The following is a 17,295-nucleotide window of genomic DNA, read 5'->3' as shown; positions in this document are numbered from 1 at the left end:
TCCCGGCGACAGACCGGAATGCGTGGAGGCCGTTGGGGCGAGACTGAAGCTCCGCGCAGACGGGAGGAAACATGTCTCAGATCCAGGAATTCGAGAAGGTTCTCTCGGGCAGCGACACGAACGTCGCCGCTTTCGAAGAGCACGGCAAGTCGGCCGTCAAGCGCATCCAGCATTTCCTCCATTCCACCCCGGCGGCGGTGCCGCTGATCGTGCTGGTGCTGGCGATCATCATCTTCGGCGTCGCCATCGGCGGGCGCTTCTTCTCGTCCTACACGCTGACGCTTATCCTGCAGCAGATCGCCATCGTCGGCATTCTGGGCGCCGCGCAGACGCTGGTCATCCTGACCGCCGGTATCGACCTGTCGATAGGTGTCATCATGGTGATTTCGGCCGTTATCATGGGCAATTGCGCGGTCACCTACGGTCTGCCGACCCTTCTCGCGGTGGTAGTGGGGCTTGCCGCCGGCGCGGCCTGCGGCCTGCTCAACGGCCTGCTGGTCGCCTACATGAAGCTACCGCCGTTCATTGTCACGCTCGGCACCTGGAACATCGTCATGGCCACCAACTTCATCTATTCGGCCAATGAGACGATCCGCGATGCCGATGTCGATGTCCAGGCGCCGCTGCTGCATCTGTTTGGCATGAGCCTCAAGGTCGGCACGGCGGTGCTGACGCTCGGCGTCATTGCCATGGTCGTGCTGGTCATGGTCCTTTGGTACGTGCTCAATCACACGGCCTGGGGCCGCCATGTCTACGCCGTCGGCGACGACCCCGAGGCGGCGAAGCTGTCGGGCATCCAGACCAAGAAGGTGCTGATGGCCGTCTACACCCTTGCTGGCCTGATCGCCGCTTTCGCCGCCTGGGTCTCGATCGGCCGCAACGGCTCGATCTCGCCGTCCGCCGCCGTCACCGACTACAATCTGCAGGCCATCACCGCGACGGTGATCGGCGGCATCTCCCTCTTCGGCGGCCGCGGCTCGATTCTCGGTACGATGTTCGGCGCGATGATCGTCGGCGTCGTCTCGATGGGCCTCAACATGCTGGGCGCCGATCCGCAATGGAAAGTGCTGCTCACCGGCGTGCTGATCATCGGCGCCGTGGCGATCGACCAGTGGATCAGAAAGGTTTCGGTGTGACCATGACCCAAGAGCCCGTCCTCACCACGCGCGGTCTTACCAAGCGCTACGGTCGCGTGACCGCCCTCAACAATTGCGACTTCGATCTCTATCCGGGAGAAATCCTGGCCGTGATCGGCGACAACGGCGCCGGCAAGTCGACGCTAATCAAGGCGATCTCCGGCGCCGTGCATCCCGACGAGGGAACCATCGAACTGGACGGCAAGCAGGTACTGTTCAAGTCGCCCATCGAAGCCCGCGAAGCCGGCATCGAGACTGTCTACCAGAACCTGGCGCTGTCGCCGGCGCTGTCGATCGCTGACAACATGTTCCTCGGTCGCGAGATCCGGAAGCCCGGTCCGCTCGGCAGCTGGTTCCGCATGCTCGACCGCCCGGCGATGGAAAAGCGCGCTCGCGACAAGCTCACCGAACTCGGCCTGATGACCATCCAGAATATCAGCCAGGCAGTGGAGACGCTTTCCGGAGGCCAGCGTCAGGGCGTGGCGGTGGCGCGCGCCGCCGCTTTCGGCTCGAAAGTGGTGATCATGGACGAGCCGACGGCAGCCCTCGGCGTCAAGGAGAGCCGCCGCGTGCTGGAACTGATCCTCGACGTCAAGAAGCGCGGCCTGCCGATCGTGCTCATCTCGCATAACATGCCGCATGTGTTCGAAGTCGCGGACCGCATCCACATCCATCGGCTCGGACGGCGCCTCTGCGTCGTCGATCCGAAGCAGATTTCCATGTCGGATGCCGTTGCCCTCATGACCGGCGCAAAGAAGCCGCCGGAGGATGCGCTGGCGGCTTGATCTGCCCCGACGGGTAAATTGCCGCAGGAGAACCAGCGGCCTAAATCGATTGAACATATGCTGCAATGCACTAGGATGGGGCTGGGAGGAATGGTGAAAGCCGGTATGATCATGGCAACCGCACAAGAGGCAGCATGACCAGCGTGATGACGTCCGGAGCTCCCACCCTCGAAAACCCCGATCCCAAGACGCTCGCTGCCGAAGTCTTGCAGGCCCTCAAATACAGGGTCGGCAAGGGCACCCGCGTCGCCACACAATACGACTGGCTCACCGCCTCGATCAAGGTCGTGCGCGACCGCATCGTCGATCACTGGATGCAGGCGACGCAGGAGGCCTACGCCCAGCAGGAAAAGCGCGTCTACTATCTGTCGTTGGAATTCCTCATCGGCCGCCTGATGCGGGACGCCTTCTCCAATCTCGGCCTGATGGACAATATGCGCGAAGCGCTGCGGTCTCTCGGCGTCGACCTCGATCTTATGGCCGCGCTCGAACCGGATGCGGCGCTTGGCAATGGCGGTCTCGGCCGGCTCGCCGCCTGCTTCATGGAAAGCATGGCGACCGTCGACATTCCCGCGCATGGCTACGGCATTCGCTACGCCAACGGCATGTTCCGGCAGGAAATCCATGACGGCTGGCAGGTCGAACTGCCCGAGACCTGGCTCGACCACGGCAATCCCTGGGAGTTCGAGCGGCGCGAACGCTCCTTCGAGGTCGGCTTCGGCGGCTCGGTGGAATCGGTCACCTCGAAGGACGGCCGGCTCGAGCGCCATGTCTGGAAGCCGACCGAACATGTCCTGGCCGTTGCCTACGATACGCCGGTCGTCGGCTGGCGGGCCAACCGGGTCAATACGCTGCGCCTGTGGTCCGGCATGCCGATCGATCCGATCCTGCTCGACAGGTTCAACGCCGGCGATCACATCGGCGCGCTTGCCGAAAGCAACAAGGCCGATGCCTTGTCGCGCGTCCTCTACCCCGCCGATTCCCACAAGGCCGGGCAGGAATTGCGGCTGCGGCAGGAGTATTTCTTCTCCACCGCCTCGCTGCAGGACATCATCCAACGCCATCTCAGCCAGTATGGTGATTTGCAGTCGCTGCCCGACAAGGCGGCGATCCACCTCAACGACACCCACCCGGCAATCGCCGTGCCGGAGCTGATGCGCCTGCTGATGGACGTCCACGGCATGGATTTCGACGAGGCCTGGAGCATCACCAGGCGCACCTTCGGCTACACCAACCACACGCTGCTGCCCGAGGCGTTGGAAAGCTGGCCTGTGCCGCTGTTCGAGCGGCTTTTGCCGCGCCACATGCAGATCGTCTACGCCATCAATGCCGAGGTGCTGCTGGAAGCGCGCGCCACCGACCAGTTCTCGAACGAGCAGATCGGCCGCATCTCGCTGATCCAGGAAAACGGCGACCGCCGGGTGCGCATGGGCAATCTGGCCTTTGTCGGCTCGCACTCGATCAACGGCGTCTCTGCCTTGCACACCGAACTGATGAAGGAAACGGTGTTTGCCGACCTCCACAAGCTCTATCCCGATCGCATCAACAACAAGACCAACGGCATCACGCCGCGGCGCTGGCTGATCCAATGCAATCCTGGCCTGACCACCCTCGCGCGCGAGGCGATCGGCGACCGCTTCCTGGATGACATCGATGCGATCAAGGGGCTCGACGCCTTCGCCGAAGACGCCGCCTTCCGCGACAAGTTCGCCGCCGTCAAGCGCGCGAACAAGGCCAGGCTCGCCAATCTCGTCGCCGACCGGCTTGGCATCAAGCTCGACCCTTCTGCGCTGTTCGACATCCAGATCAAGCGCATCCACGAATACAAGCGCCAGCTCCTCAACATCCTCGAGGCGGTCGCGCTTTACGACCAGATCCGTTCGCATCCGGAGCGGGACTGGATGCCGCGTGTGAAATTCTTCGGCGGCAAGGCGGCGCCCAGCTACCACAACGCCAAGCTGATCATCAAACTGGCCAATGACGTCGCCAAGGTCATCAACCGCGACCCGGCGGTTCGCGGTCTGCTGAAAGTTGTCTTTCTGCCGAACTACAATGTCAGTCTGGCCGAGGTCATGATGCCTGCCGCCGACCTTTCCGAGCAGATATCGACCGCCGGCATGGAGGCGTCCGGCACCGGCAACATGAAGTTCGCGCTGAACGGCGCATTGACCATTGGCACGCTCGACGGTGCCAATGTCGAGATCAAGGAGTGCGTCGGCGACGACAACATCTTCATCTTCGGCCTGACAACTCAAGAGGTCGCCGAACGACGCAATAACGGCTACGATCCGCGCGCCGTGATCGAGGCATCGCCCGAACTGTCGCAAGCTCTCGCCGCCGTTTCGTCGGGCGTCTTCTCACCGGACGATCCCGAACGCTATCGCGACCTGATCAACGGTCTCTACCAGAGCGACTGGTTCATGGTGGCGGCCGATTTCGATGCATACGCCGCCACCCAGCGCGACGTCGATGCCGTCTGGCGCAACAGCCCGGACTGGTATGCGAGGGCGATCCGCAATGTCGCTCGCGTCGGCTGGTTCTCGTCAGACCGCACGATCCGCCAATATGCGAAAGAAATCTGGAACGTGCCCGTCTGATATGATTGCATGAGGCCACGAACAATGTGGTCCGTGGTGCCCAGGGAGGCCCGATGAGGAAGCCGCGCGCGACCGCTGCGACAAGCGGGCCGGATGGATTGGCGCCAGCCGGCGATGTCGCGGCGATTGTCGCCGGCACGCATGGCGATCCGTTTGCCGTCCTCGGCGTGCATGAGGCGGGGAAGGGGTTTGTGGCCCGCTGCTTCGTTCCCAATGCCGAGTTCGTCACCGCCTATACGCTGACCGGCAGGAAGGCCGGCGACCTGTCCCGGCGCGACGATGGCGGCTTCTTCGAAGGCAGGCTGTCGATCCGAAGGCGCCAGCCGCTGCGCTATCACGCCAGGAACGCCGGCGGCGACTGGTGGCTGACCGATCCCTATTCGTTCGGCCCGGTGCTCGGCCCGTTGGACGATTACTATATCGCCGAAGGGTCGCATCTCAGGCTGTTCGACAAGCTCGGCGCGCATCTTATCGATCACGAGGGTGCGTCCGGCGTGCACTTCGCCGTGTGGGCGCCCAATGCAAGGCGCGTCTCGGTGGTCGGCGACTTCAACGAGTGGGACGGTCGCCGGCATACGATGCGCGAACGCCGCGACACCGGCATCTGGGAATTGTTCATCCCCGACATCGGCGCCGGCCGGCCCTACAAATACGAGATCATCGGGCCCGATCGCGTCAGGTTGCCGCTGAAGGCCGATCCGTTCGCCTTCAGGTCCGAACTGCGCCCGGCCACCGCGTCGGTGACGGCGGTTGCGCCGGCGCATCAGTGGGGCGACGAGGCGCACCGGAATTTCTGGCGCAACGCCGATCACAGGCGCGAGCCGGTATCGATCTACGAGGTCCATGCCGGTTCGTGGCAACTTCACGACGACGGCAGCTTCCTGTCATGGGACGAACTCGCCGACCGGCTGATCCCCTATGTGGTCGATACCGGTTTCACCCACATCGAATTCATGCCGATCTCCGAGCACCCCTATGACCCGTCCTGGGGTTACCAGACGACCGGCCTCTACGCGCCGACGGCCCGCTTCGGCGATCCGGACGGCTTTGCCCGTTTTGTCGACGGCGCTCATCGCGCCGGTCTCGGCGTCATCCTCGACTGGGTGCCGGCGCATTTCCCGGTCGACGAGCATGGCCTGGCGCAGTTCGACGGCACCGCGCTCTATGAACATGCCGACCCGCGCAAGGGCTTCCATCCCGACTGGAACACCGCGATCTACAATTTCGGCCGGCGCGAGGTGGCCTCGTTCCTTGTCAACAATGCTCTGTTCTGGGCCGAGAAATACCATGTCGACGGTTTGCGCGTCGATGCCGTCGCCTCGATGCTCTACCTCGACTATTCGCGCAAGGCCGGCGAATGGATCCCCAACGAGAAGGGCGGACGCGAAAACCTCGAGGCGGTCAGCTTCCTGCAGCGGATGAACAAGGAGGTCTATGGCCATCATCCGGGCGTGATGACGATCGCCGAGGAATCGACCTCATGGCCAAAGGTCTCGCAGCCGGTGCACGAAGGCGGGCTCGGCTTCGGCTTCAAATGGAACATGGGCTTCATGCACGATACGCTGGAGTATTTCTCCAAGGAGCCGATCTTTCGCAAGCATCACCACAACGACATCACTTTCGGCCTGGTCTACGCCTTCAGCGAGAATTTCGTGCTGCCGCTCTCCCACGACGAGGTCGTACACGGCAAGGGTACGCTGCTCGGCAAGATGGCTGGCGACGACTGGCAGAAATTCGCGACGCTGCGCGCCTACTACGCCTTCATGTGGGGCTATCCCGGCAAGAAGCTGTTGTTCATGGGCCAGGAATTCGCGCAGCGCCGCGAGTGGAGCGAGGCGCGCGCACTCGACTGGAACCTGCTCGATTTCCGCCTTCACCGTGGCGTCTGGCAAGTGGTGCGTGACCTCAACTATCTCTACCGCTCGCGCCCGGCGCTGCATGCGCGCGACTGCGAGCCGGAGGGATTTTCCTGGCTGATCGTCGACGACAGCGCGAACTCTGTCTTTGCCTGGCTGCGCAGCGCGCCGGATGGCACCCCGGTCGCCGTCATATCCAACTTCACGCCGGTCCCGCGCGACAATTACCACGTGCCGCTGCCGCAGGCCGGAATATGGCGCGAGATCATGAATACCGATGCTTTGGATTATGGCGGTTCAGGCAAGGGCAATGCTGGCGCCATCGAGGCTCGGGCGGAAGCAGGGGGCATATCGGCGACGATGCTCCTGCCGCCGCTGTCGACGATCATGCTCGAATTTGTCGCGGGCTGAGCGATGCTGCGTACCGGTAATTTGGGAGGATAAGATGGCAGACACAAGACGAACCCAGCCGTTGGCGCGCGATGCCATGGCCTATGTGCTGGCCGGCGGCCGTGGCAGCCGCCTCAAAGAGCTGACCGACCGGCGCGCCAAGCCTGCGGTCTATTTCGGCGGCAAGACGCGCATCATCGATTTCGCGCTCTCAAATGCGCTCAATTCCGGCATTCGCCGCCTTGGCGTCGCCACCCAGTACAAGGCGCATTCGCTGATCCGCCACCTGCAGCGCGGCTGGAACTTCCTGCGGCCCGAGCGAAACGAGAGCTTCGACATCCTGCCCGCCAGCCAGCGTGTGTCGGAAACGCAGTGGTATGAAGGTACCGCCGATGCCGTGTACCAGAACATCGACATCATCGAGTCCTACGGGCCCGAATACATGGTCATCCTGGCCGGCGACCACGTCTACAAGATGGACTATGAGATGATGCTTCGCCAGCATGTCGAGGCCGGCGCCGACGTCACCGTCGGCTGCCTCGAAGTGCCGCGCATGGAAGCGACCGCCTTCGGCGTCATGCATGTCGACACCAAGGACACCATCATCTCCTTCATCGAGAAGCCTGCCGATCCGCCCGGCATTCCCGACAAGCCGGACTTTGCGCTCGCCTCGATGGGCATCTACGTCTTCAAGACCAAGTTCCTGATGGAGCAGCTGCGCCGCGATGCCGCCGAACCCGGCTCGAGCCGCGACTTCGGCAAGGACATCATCCCCTATATCGTCGAGCACGGGAAGGCGATCGCCCACCGCTTTGCCAAATCCTGCGTGCGCTCGACGGCCGAGAACGAGGCCTATTGGCGCGATGTCGGAACGGTCGACGCCTATTGGGAAGCCAATATCGACCTCACCGACGTGACACCGGAACTCGACCTTTACGATCGCGACTGGCCGATCTGGACCTATGCCGAGTTGAAGCCGCCGGCAAAGTTCGTGCATGACGAGGACGGCCGTCGCGGCATGGCAGTATCATCGCTGGTCTCAGGCGACTGCATCGTCTCGGGTGCTTCGCTGAAGCGGAGCCTGATCTTCACCGGTGCGCGCATCAATTCCTATTCGACGCTCGAAGAAGTCGTCATGCTGCCCGACTGCCATGTCGGCCGGAACGCAAGCTTGAAGCGCGTGGTCATCGACCATGGCGTCAGGATACCGGAAGGTCTGGTGGTCGGCGAGGATCCTGATCTCGACGCCAAGCGCTTTCGCGTCTCGGAAAAGGGCATCTGCCTTATCACGCAGGACATGATCGATAAGGCGGGGTTGTAGTGCAGGTTCTGTCGGTCACGCCCGAGATATTCCCACTGATCAAGACCGGCGGGCTTGCCGACGTCACCGGCGCCTTGCCCGTCGCACTCGCCGGCAAGGGCGTGACCATGCGTACGCTCGTCCCCGGCTATCCCCAGGTGATGGAAACCTTCAGGAAAAAGAAGGCCGTTCACCAATATCCATCGTTGCAGGGCGGCAAGGCTTCGGTCCACGCCGTCCAGATCGCCGGGCTCGACCTGTTCGTGCTCGACGCGCCGCATCTGTTCGACCGCCCCGGCGGTCCCTACGGCAATGCCACTGGCGCCGACTGGCCGGACAATTGGCGGCGTTTCGCGGCCCTGAGCCAGGTCGGCGGCGATATTGCCGGCGGCGCCATCTCGGGCTACCAGCCTGATATCGTCCATGCCCATGACTGGCAGTCGGCGATGACGCTGGCCTATATGCGTTTCGGCAAGGCGGTCGGCACGCCGTCGATGATGACCGTCCACAACCTCGCCTTCCAGGGCCAGTTCGGCGCCGGCATCTTCGGTGAGCTCGGCCTGCCGGCGGCGGCCATGGCGCTCGATGGCGTCGAATATTACGGCGGCGTCGGCTTCCTCAAGGCCGGCTTGCAGGCTGCCTGGGCCATCACCACGGTCAGCCCGACCTATGCGCAGGAGATACGCTCGCCGCAATTCGGCATGGGCCTCGACGGCCTGATCAACATGCGGTCCACCGATCTCTACGGCATCGTCAACGGCATCGACGCCGAGATCTGGAGCCCGGAAACCGACAAGCACCTGGTTTCCAACTATACGGCCAAGACGTTGAAGGCGCGACTGCCCAACAGGGCCGCCGTCGAGGATCGCTTCAACCTCGACCGCGACGACAGCCCGATCGTCTGCATCGTCAGTCGGCTCACCTGGCAGAAGGGCATGGACATACTGGCGGCGGTCGTCGACGGCATCGTCGCAAGAGGTGCGCGGCTGGCGATCCTCGGGTCCGGCGATGCAGGCCTCGAAGGCGCTCTGCTTGCCGCCGCTGCCCGCCATCGTGGCCGCATCGGCGTCGTCGTCGGCTACGACGAGGCGCTTTCCCACACCATGCAAGGCGGCTGCGACGCCATCGTCATCCCGTCGCGCTTCGAGCCTTGCGGGCTGACGCAGCTTTACGGCTTGCGCTATGGCTGCGTGCCGGTCGTCGCTCGCACCGGCGGTCTCGCCGACACTATCATCGACGCCAACGAGGCGGCTATCTCGGCCGGCGTGGCGACCGGTTTCCAGTTCGCGCCCGCCAATGCCGGCGATTTCCTGCACGCCATCCGCCGGCTGGTGGAGGCGCATGCCAACCCGACGGTCTGGACCTCGATGCAACGGCAAGGCATGAAGACGGATGTGTCGTGGGACAAAAGCGCGGAAAAATATGTTGAACTCTATCGCTTGCTGCTTTCGAAAAGGGTTGCGTGAAGCATGATACGAACTGTCGCCACCAAACCTTATCCCGACCAGAAGCCCGGCACTTCCGGGCTGCGCAAGAAGGTGCCGGTGTTCCAGCAGGAGCACTATGCCGAGAACTTCATCCAGTCGATCTTCGATGCGCTGGACGGATTCAAGGGCAAGACGCTGGTGATCGGCGGCGACGGCCGCTTCTATAACCGTGAGGTCATCCAGAAGGCCATCGCCATGGCCGCGGCAAACGGTTTCGGCAAGGTGATGGTCGGCCAGGGCGGCATCCTGTCGACGCCGGCGGCCTCCAACATCATCCGCAAATACAAGACCTTCGGCGGCATCATCCTGTCGGCCAGCCACAATCCGGGCGGCCCGCACGAGGATTTTGGTATCAAATACAATGCCAGCAATGGCGGCCCGGCGCCGGAAAAGCTGACCGATGCGATCTTCGCCAGGACCAAGGCGATCTCGAGCTTCAAGATCGCCGACATCGCAACGGTCGACATCGACACGATCGGTACCGTCGAGGCTGGCGGCATGACGGTGGAGGTGATCGATCCGGTCGCCGACTATGCCGAGCTGATGGAGAGCCTGTTCGATTTCGAGGCCTTGCGCCGGCTGTTCAAATCGGGCTTTCGCATGCGCTTTGACGCCATGCATGCGGTGACCGGACCCTACGCCAAGGAGATACTCGAAAACCGTCTCGGCGCGCCGAAAGGCACCGCCCGCAACTTCATTCCCCTGCCGGATTTCGGCGGCCACCACCCCGACCCCAATCTGGTCCACGCAAAGCACCTCTATGACGAGATGATGGGACCGGATGCGCCAGACTTCGGCGCCGCGTCCGACGGCGACGGCGACCGCAACCTGATCATCGGCAAGGGGATTTTCGTCACCCCATCGGATTCGGTGGCCATGCTCGCCGCCAACGCCCATCTGGCGCCGGGCTACAAGGCCGGCCTGAAAGGCATCGCCCGCTCGATGCCGACCAGTGGTGCCGCCGACCGCGTCGCCGAAAAGCTCGGCATCGGCATCTATGAGACGCCGACCGGCTGGAAGTTCTTCGGCAATCTGCTCGATGCCGGCATGGCGACGATCTGCGGCGAGGAAAGTGCCGGAACCGGCTCCAACCATGTCCGCGAAAAGGACGGGCTGTGGGCGGTGCTGTTGTGGCTCAACATCCTTGCAGCACGCGGCGAAAGCGCCAGGGAGATCGTCACCCAGCACTGGGCGACCTACGGCCGCAACTATTACTCGCGCCACGACTACGAGGAGATCGAGATCGACCGTGCCAATGCGCTGGTCGATGAATTGCGCGCCAAACTTGGCTCGCTGCCGGGGACAAGCGTGCGCGGCATGAAGATCGCCAGCGCCGATGATTTCGCCTATAACGACCCGGTCGACGGCTCGATCAGCAAGAACCAGGGCATCAGGATATTGTTTGACGGCGGCTCGCGCGTCGTCTTCCGCCTCTCCGGCACCGGCACCTCGGGCGCGACGCTGCGCGTCTATATCGAGCGCTACGAGCCGGACAACAGCCGGCATGATCTCGACACGCAGCAGGCGCTTGCCGATCTGATTGCGGCCGCCGATGACACTGCCGGGATTCGCGCCCATACCGGCCGCGCCAAGCCGAGCGTCATCACCTGATGCCATCCAGACAATGATCCCGAACCGAAGGTCCGCGGCAGCGAAAAAGTGGAACCCGGTTTTCGGAAAAGATCATGGTCAAACAGGAAGATAAAATAGCGGCTGACTGGCGGCCGCGATTTGGCGGACATGTCGGGCAAGGCGGCATCCGCTTTGCCGCGTGGTCGTCAGCGGCCAAAGGGCTCTGGGTCTCGCTGTTCGACGAGCGGGGAGGCCGTGAGATCGACCGGCTTGAACTCCAGCCGGAAGGCGAGGGTGTGCACGGGCTTTTCGTTGCCGGCCTCGCCGCCGGCACCCGGTATGGGTTTCGCGCCGACGGCGACTATGCACCAGAGCGCGGGCTCTGGTTCGATCCCGACAAGTTGCTGGTCGACCCCTACGCCGTCGAGATCGACAGGCCCTATGCCTATGACGGCAGGCTTGGCCAGCGCCGGGGCGAGGGGACCGACACCGCGCCGCTGATGCCGAAGGCCATTGCCAGTGCCTTGCCGAAGCCGCTGCCTGTCTTGCCGCTGCTCTTCCGGCCCGGCGGCCTGGTGTACGAAGTGCCGGTGCGCGCCTTCACCATGCTGCATCCGGACATTCCCGAGAACCAGCGCGGCACGATCGCAGCCCTTGCCCATCCGGCTGTCGTCGAGCATCTGCAAAAACTCGGCGTCGGAGCGGTCGAGCTGATGCCGGTGACGGCATCGATCGACGAGCGGCATCTGCCGCCGCTCGGGCTGCGCAATGCCTGGGGCTACAATCCCGTCACCTTCATGGCGCTCGACCCGCGCCTGGCACCCGGCGGCCTGGCTGAACTGCGCGATACGGTCGCAGCACTGCGCAATGCCGGCATCGGCACCATCCTCGATCTTGTTTTCAACCACACCGGCGAAAGCGACAAGTTTGGGCCAACGCTGTCGCTGCGCGGCCTCGATAGCCGCGCCCACTTCCGGCACGAGCCAGACGGCAGGCTGGCCAACGACACCGGCACCGGCAACACGATCGACTGCGATCATCCGGTCGTCCAGGAAATGGTCCTCGACACGCTTCGTCATTTTGTCCGCCATGCCGGCGTCGACGGTTTCCGCTTCGACCTGGCGCCGGTTCTCGGCCGGGTCGAGGGCGCGTTCGACACCGCTGCGCCGCTGCTGAGGGCTATTCGACATGATTCCGTCCTTGGCGACCGGGTGCTGATCGCCGAGCCCTGGGACATCGGCCCGGGCGGCTATCAGCTCGGCAATTTTCCGCCGCCATTCCTCGAATGGAACGACCGCTATCGCGACGACATCCGCCGCTTCTGGCGCGGCGACAGCGGCATGGTCGGCGCGCTGGCGACGCGGCTGGCCGGCTCGTCCGATGTCTTCGGCAGTTCGCGTCAGCGGACCAGCCGCAGCGTCAATTTCATCGCCGCACATGACGGCATGACGCTGGCCGATATCGTTGCCTACGAGCGCAAGCACAACGAGGCCAATGGTGAGCAGAACCGCGACGGTCACGACGAAAACCTGTCGTGGAACAACGGCGTCGAGGGTGAGACCGGTGACGGCGCTATCGCCAAGGCTCGCTTCGACGACCGGCGCGCGCTGCTGGCGACGCTCTTTGCCTCGCGCGGCACGATCATGCTGACGGCCGGCGACGAATTTGGCCGCACCCAGAAGGGCAACAACAATGCCTATGCGCAAGACAACGAGATCACCTGGCTCGACTGGGTCGGGCGCGATCGGGCACTGGAACGCTACGCGTGCATGCTCGCCGCGGTGCGTCGCTCAGTGCCGGCGCTTGCCGATACGCGTTTCCTGACCGGCCAGCCGCCAGGCGGTTCGGAAATAGCTGATATTGCTTGGTTCACGGAAACCGGCGTGCCGCTTGACGAGGCGGCCTGGCATGACCCGGGGCGGCACCGCCTGGTCATGATGCTCGGCGGCGCCGGCGACGGGGGTTGCCGCCTTGCCGTCGTCATCAACGGCGATCGTCGAGCGTGTATGTTCACGCTGCCGGAGCGCGAGGGGTTTTGGTGGGAGCCAGCCATCGAAGCACTGGACGGCGCAGCAGGAATCTCACGGCCGGTGCCGGGGCGAACGGTGTTTTTCATGATCGAACGCAGGGCCGGGCCGGCTCAGACGAAGGAGAACCGTGGTGGCAAGTGACAATGCCGAGTGGTGGCGCGGCTGCGTCACCTACCAGATCTATCCGCGCTCCTTCCAGGACACGACGGGGGATGGCAGCGGCGATCTCAGCGGCATCACGTCAAGGCTGGCCCATGTCGCATCGCTTGGCGTCGACGCCGTCTGGCTGTCTCCCTTCTTCAAGTCGCCGATGGCCGACATGGGCTACGACGTGTCCGATTATTGCGCTGTCGATCCGATGTTCGGTACGTCAGAGGATTTCGACGCGCTGGTTGCCGAGGCGCACCGGCTCGGCCTGAAAATCATCATCGACCAGGTCCTGTCGCATTCGTCGGACAAGCATGAATGGTTCGTCGAAAGCCGGTCGAGCCGCGATAATCCCAAGGCCGATTGGTATGTTTGGGCCGATGCCAAGCCCGACGGCAACGCGCCCAACAACTGGCTGTCGATTTTCGGCGGCCCTGCCTGGGAGTGGGATGCCACGCGCAGGCAGTACTACATGCACAATTTCCTTGCCTCGCAGCCGGACCTGAATTTCCACAATCCCGACGTTCAGGATGCCTTGCTGGAAACGGTGCGGTTCTGGCTGGAGCGCGGCGTCGACGGCTTCCGGCTGGACACGGTCAATTACTATGTCCATGACCGCTGGCTCCGCGACAACCCGCCTCTGGCGGCAAGCGTCGCCGGCACCAACATCGCAACCAATCCCTATCTCTACCAGGAGCATCTGTTCGACAAGACGCGGCCGGAAAACCTTGCTTTCCTCAGGCGCTTCCGGGCGCTGCTCGACGAATATGACGGTCGTGCCATGGTAGGCGAGATCGGTGACGAAGACCGTTCGCTGCAGACGCTCGCCGCCTACACCTCCGGCGGCGACAAGCTCCACATGTGCTACACATTCGACCTGCTCGGCCCGCAGTTTTCAGCGGCGCATGTACGAGGCAGCATAGAGGCCTTCGAGTCCGCTGTTTCCGACGGCTGGGTCTGCTGGGCATTTTCCAACCATGATGTCGTGCGCCATGTGAGCCGCTGGACGAGGCCAGGCGGCGATCCGCAGAGACTGGCGAAATTCTCGATAGCGCTGCTGTGCTGCCTGCGCGGATCGATCTGTCTCTATCAGGGCGAGGAACTCGGTCTGGAGGAGGCGGAACTCGCCTTCGAGGATCTGCGCGACCCGTTCGGCATCCGCTTCTGGCCAGGCATCAAGGGCAGGGATGGCTGTCGTACGCCGATGGTCTGGGAGGCAGGCGCCGCCAATGCCGGGTTTTCCGCGGCCAAGCCGTGGCTGCCGGTGCCGGATAGCCATGGCGCCCGCGCAGTCGACGTTCAGAACGGCGAGGAAATGTCGATTCTCGCCCGCTACCGGGCGATGCTTGCGTTGCGCAAAAAGCATCCGGCGCTGGTCAAGGGTTCGATCCGCTTTCTCGATGCCGAGGGCGAAGTCCTTGCCTTCGTCCGCGAAGGCGGCGGCGACAAGCTGCTCTGCGTCTTCAACTTCGCCGACGAGCCGGCCAACTGGCCGCTACCGCCGGACCTGGGTGCTGTGGAAGCGATCGAGCTTGGCGGCGCCGGCCTGCAGGAAAAAATGCTGTTGCTGCCGGCGCTGGGCTGCTTTCTCGGACGAGTTGGCTGATGCCTCGGCCGACCAGGCTCGGCCCCAGTTTATTGAACGGCTGCCGTCGACGGTGCTGTCCTTGGCATCGACCCTCAGCTTATGGGCATCTACAAAAGGATAACCGGCGGCGTCGTGATCGATGAAATAGGTGACGAGGGTCTTTCGCTCGGCCGCGTTCAAGCCGGCGATGGCTGTTCGCGCGGCGTCCGCTGCGATTTGCTGGACCGAATGACTTGCCCCGAAATAGATGCCGTATGCAACCATGCCGAGCAAGAGCAGGATGAAAAGCGGCGCCAGTATGGCAAATTCGATCGCCGACGTTCCCGAGGCATTTGCCCCGGAAGCGGTACCATAAAGCGCGAGGATCTGGGTTCTGCAGCATGATGCGGAGCATGGCAAGCCCGCACTGCAAAAACAGAAAACAGACCGAGCAACCTCAAGCTGCACCAAGTTGAAAAGTGCTTCCAGCTTTAGATATTCCTGTTTTAGCGCGGGGCTGCTCACTTTGCGTCAAGCAGGAGTCGAGCAGGACTCAGTTGAAATAAGATTCCCGTCTGTCTAGTCTCCTGCCACCAGCGGCCGGACAAGGGAACCCGGCGGCGCGCTCAAAGGAACCAGATATCGGTTTCGGGGCGTCAACACTCAAAAGACGTAGCTGAGAGGCCGCGTCGACAAGGGAGAACTCCATGTTGAAAAATATGCTGAAGGCGACGGTATTCGCCACAACCATGGCCTTGGCCGCCGGCACCTTCTATACGCCGGCCTTCGCCGAGATCGTCTACAACCGCGGCACCGCCGCCGAATCGGAGTCGCTCGACCCGCACAAGACCTCGACAGTCTACGAAGCCAATGTTCTGCGTGATCTGTTCCAGGGGCTGGTCATGCAGGACGAGAAGGCGAATGTCATTCCGGGCGCCGCCGAAAGCTGGACAGTATCGGACGACGGCACCGTCTACACCTTCAAGCTGCGCAAGGACGGCCTTTGGTCGGACGGCAGCCCGGTTGCGGCAGATGACTTCGTCTACGCTTTCCATCGGCTGGAGGATCCGGCCACCGGCGCCGAATATGCTTCGATGCTCTATCCTGTGAAGAACGCCGAGGAGGTGAACACCAAGAAGGCGAAGCCCGAGGAGATGGGCGTCAAGGCAATCGACGCAAATACTTTGGAAGTGACGCTCAAGGCGCCGACGCCCTATTTCCTCGAAATGCTGACCCACCAGGCGACTTATCCGGTCAACAAGGCCTCGATCGAAAAGCTCGGCGCCGATTGGATCAAGCCGGGCAACCTGGTCTCCAACGGCGCCTATACACTGGCCGAGTGGGTTCCTAACGACCACATGAAACTGGTCAAGAATTCGAAATTCTGGGACGCTGCGAGCGTCAAGATCGACACCGTCAACTACATCCCGACCGAAGATCGTTCGTCGGCGATGAAGCGCTTCGAGGCTGGCGAACTCGACAGCTACGACGATCTCCCGACTGAGCAGCTCGCCGACCTCAAGACCAAGTTTGGCGATCAGATTCATGTCGGGCCGTACCTCGGCACCTACTACTATGCGATCAAGACCGACAAGGCGCCGTGGGACAACCCGGAACTGCGCACTGCTATCTCCATGGCCATCGACCGTGATTTCATTGCCGACAAGGTCTGGCAGAACTCGATGCTGCCCGGCTATTCGATGGTGCCTCCGGGCATCGAGGGCTACACGCCGGCAATGGCTAAATACGCGGACATGTCGCAGATCGACCGCGAGGACGCAGCCAAGAAGATCCTCGAGAAGCTCGGCTACACGCCCGAGCATCCGTTGAAGATGGAAATCCGCTACAACACCTCGGAAAACCACAAGAACACTGCGGTCGCCATCCAGGAACAGTTGAAGCCGCTCGGCGTCGACGTCACGCTGCTCAACACCGATACCAAGACGCATTACTCCTTCCTCGAGCAGAAGGGCGACTATGACGTGGCGCGTGCCGCCTGGATTGCGGACTACAAGGATCCGGAAACCTTCCTCGGCATCTCGCGCAAGGCCAGCGGCAACAACTATTCGGACTACAACAGCCCGAAATACGAGGAGGCCATGGATAAGGCGGCCGCCGCCGGCGGCAAGCCCGAAGAGCGCATGAAGGAACTGGCTGAGGCCGAGCGCATCCTCGTCGACGAGCTCGGCAATATCCCGCTTCTCTACTATAGCTACCACGACATCGTTTCTCCGAAGCTTCACGGCTTCGTGGACAACGTCATGGACGTGCATCCGTCCCGCTTCATCTCCAAGGACTGATTTCCTTGGCCGAACCGCCGCTCCATTTCGGGGCGGCGGTTAGCCATCGCATCGGTCCGAAAATCGGAATCGATTTTCGGAACGCACGATGCGAAGATTTGAAGTGCTAGAGCGTACTTTGTGCGCCC

The 17,295-nt window shown here is 62.9% G+C and carries 11 protein-coding genes; 10 read left to right on the top strand and 1 reads right to left on the bottom strand.

The features are described 5' to 3' along the window. Positions 1–71 precede the first annotated feature (71 nt). From EN859_RS04230 to EN859_RS04190, 9 genes are all read left to right on the top strand, one after another. Positions 72–1,136 carry an ABC transporter permease gene (locus EN859_RS04230; protein WP_127851672.1) on the top strand — a complete coding sequence of 355 codons (1,065 nt, stop codon included), beginning with the start codon at positions 72–74 and terminating at the stop codon, positions 1,134–1,136. Positions 1,137–1,138: 2 nt separating this feature from the next. Then, positions 1,139–1,921 (top strand): ATP-binding cassette domain-containing protein, encoded by a 783-nt coding sequence (locus EN859_RS04225; protein ID WP_189501688.1) that lies wholly within the window; start codon positions 1,139–1,141, stop codon positions 1,919–1,921. Between the two features lie 134 nt (positions 1,922–2,055). Further along, a complete protein-coding gene (locus tag EN859_RS04220) occupies positions 2,056–4,518 on the top strand; it encodes a glycogen/starch/alpha-glucan phosphorylase (protein ID WP_127851670.1) in 2,463 nt (820 codons plus the stop codon). A 53-nt stretch (positions 4,519–4,571) separates the two neighbouring features. After that, positions 4,572–6,785, top strand: a complete 2,214-nt coding sequence (glgB, locus tag EN859_RS04215; RefSeq protein WP_127851669.1) for a 1,4-alpha-glucan branching protein GlgB — start codon at positions 4,572–4,574, stop codon at positions 6,783–6,785. Positions 6,786–6,819: 34 nt separating this feature from the next. Then, positions 6,820–8,085 (top strand): glucose-1-phosphate adenylyltransferase, encoded by a 1,266-nt coding sequence (glgC, locus tag EN859_RS04210; RefSeq protein WP_127851668.1) that lies wholly within the window; start codon positions 6,820–6,822, stop codon positions 8,083–8,085. Then, a complete protein-coding gene (gene glgA, locus EN859_RS04205; protein ID WP_127851667.1) occupies positions 8,085–9,530 on the top strand; it encodes a glycogen synthase GlgA in 1,446 nt (481 codons plus the stop codon). The genes glgC and glgA overlap by 1 nt, the downstream gene beginning before the upstream one ends. A gap of 3 nt (positions 9,531–9,533) precedes the next feature. Further along, complete coding sequence (locus tag EN859_RS04200) at positions 9,534–11,162, top strand: alpha-D-glucose phosphate-specific phosphoglucomutase (protein WP_127851666.1); 1,629 nt, start codon at positions 9,534–9,536, stop codon at positions 11,160–11,162. A 74-nt stretch (positions 11,163–11,236) separates the two neighbouring features. Next, positions 11,237–13,294: a glycogen debranching protein GlgX gene (gene glgX, locus EN859_RS04195; protein ID WP_127851665.1), complete on the top strand. Its 2,058-nt coding sequence runs from the start codon at positions 11,237–11,239 to the stop codon at positions 13,292–13,294. Further along, positions 13,284–14,906, top strand: coding sequence for an alpha-glucosidase family protein (locus EN859_RS04190; protein ID WP_189501686.1), 1,623 nt, complete (start codon positions 13,284–13,286; stop codon positions 14,904–14,906). The genes glgX and EN859_RS04190 overlap by 11 nt, the downstream gene beginning before the upstream one ends. On the opposite strand, the gene EN859_RS04185 is transcribed toward EN859_RS04190, so the two are convergent. After that, the gene (locus EN859_RS04185) at positions 14,796–15,392 is read right to left on the bottom strand and encodes a TadE/TadG family type IV pilus assembly protein (protein ID WP_245525466.1); all 597 of its coding nucleotides are present in this window, start codon (positions 15,390–15,392) and stop codon (positions 14,796–14,798) included. The genes EN859_RS04190 and EN859_RS04185 overlap by 111 nt on opposite strands. Positions 15,393–15,574: 182 nt before the next feature. Here EN859_RS04185 and EN859_RS04180 point away from each other — a divergent pair, with 182 nt between their 5' ends. Further along, positions 15,575–17,167 (top strand): peptide ABC transporter substrate-binding protein, encoded by a 1,593-nt coding sequence (locus EN859_RS04180; protein WP_127851663.1) that lies wholly within the window; start codon positions 15,575–15,577, stop codon positions 17,165–17,167. The last annotated feature ends 128 nt before the right edge of the window (positions 17,168–17,295 follow it).

Origin of the sequence: Mesorhizobium sp. M00.F.Ca.ET.216.01.1.1 (genome assembly GCF_004010325.2) — a bacterium.
In the GTDB taxonomy this organism is placed as follows: Bacteria; Pseudomonadota; Alphaproteobacteria; order Rhizobiales; family Rhizobiaceae; genus Mesorhizobium.
This window is presented reverse-complemented; position numbering and strand designations above follow the sequence as displayed.

What these genes read in the sequence shown, in the direction of transcription:
- EN859_RS04200 (WP_127851666.1), top strand. Translation starts at nt 9,534, where the DNA reads ATGATACGAACTGTCGCCACCAAACCTTATCCCGACCAGAAGCCCGGC.
- glgC (WP_127851668.1), top strand. Translation starts at nt 6,820, where the DNA reads ATGGCAGACACAAGACGAACCCAGCCGTTGGCGCGCGATGCCATGGCC.
- EN859_RS04220 (WP_127851670.1), top strand. Translation starts at nt 2,056, where the DNA reads ATGACCAGCGTGATGACGTCCGGAGCTCCCACCCTCGAAAACCCCGAT.
- glgX (WP_127851665.1), top strand. Translation starts at nt 11,237, where the DNA reads ATGGTCAAACAGGAAGATAAAATAGCGGCTGACTGGCGGCCGCGATTT.
- EN859_RS04180 (WP_127851663.1), top strand. Translation starts at nt 15,575, where the DNA reads ATGTTGAAAAATATGCTGAAGGCGACGGTATTCGCCACAACCATGGCC.
- glgB (WP_127851669.1), top strand. Translation starts at nt 4,572, where the DNA reads ATGAGGAAGCCGCGCGCGACCGCTGCGACAAGCGGGCCGGATGGATTG.
- EN859_RS04225 (WP_189501688.1), top strand. Translation starts at nt 1,139, where the DNA reads ATGACCCAAGAGCCCGTCCTCACCACGCGCGGTCTTACCAAGCGCTAC.
- EN859_RS04230 (WP_127851672.1), top strand. Translation starts at nt 72, where the DNA reads ATGTCTCAGATCCAGGAATTCGAGAAGGTTCTCTCGGGCAGCGACACG.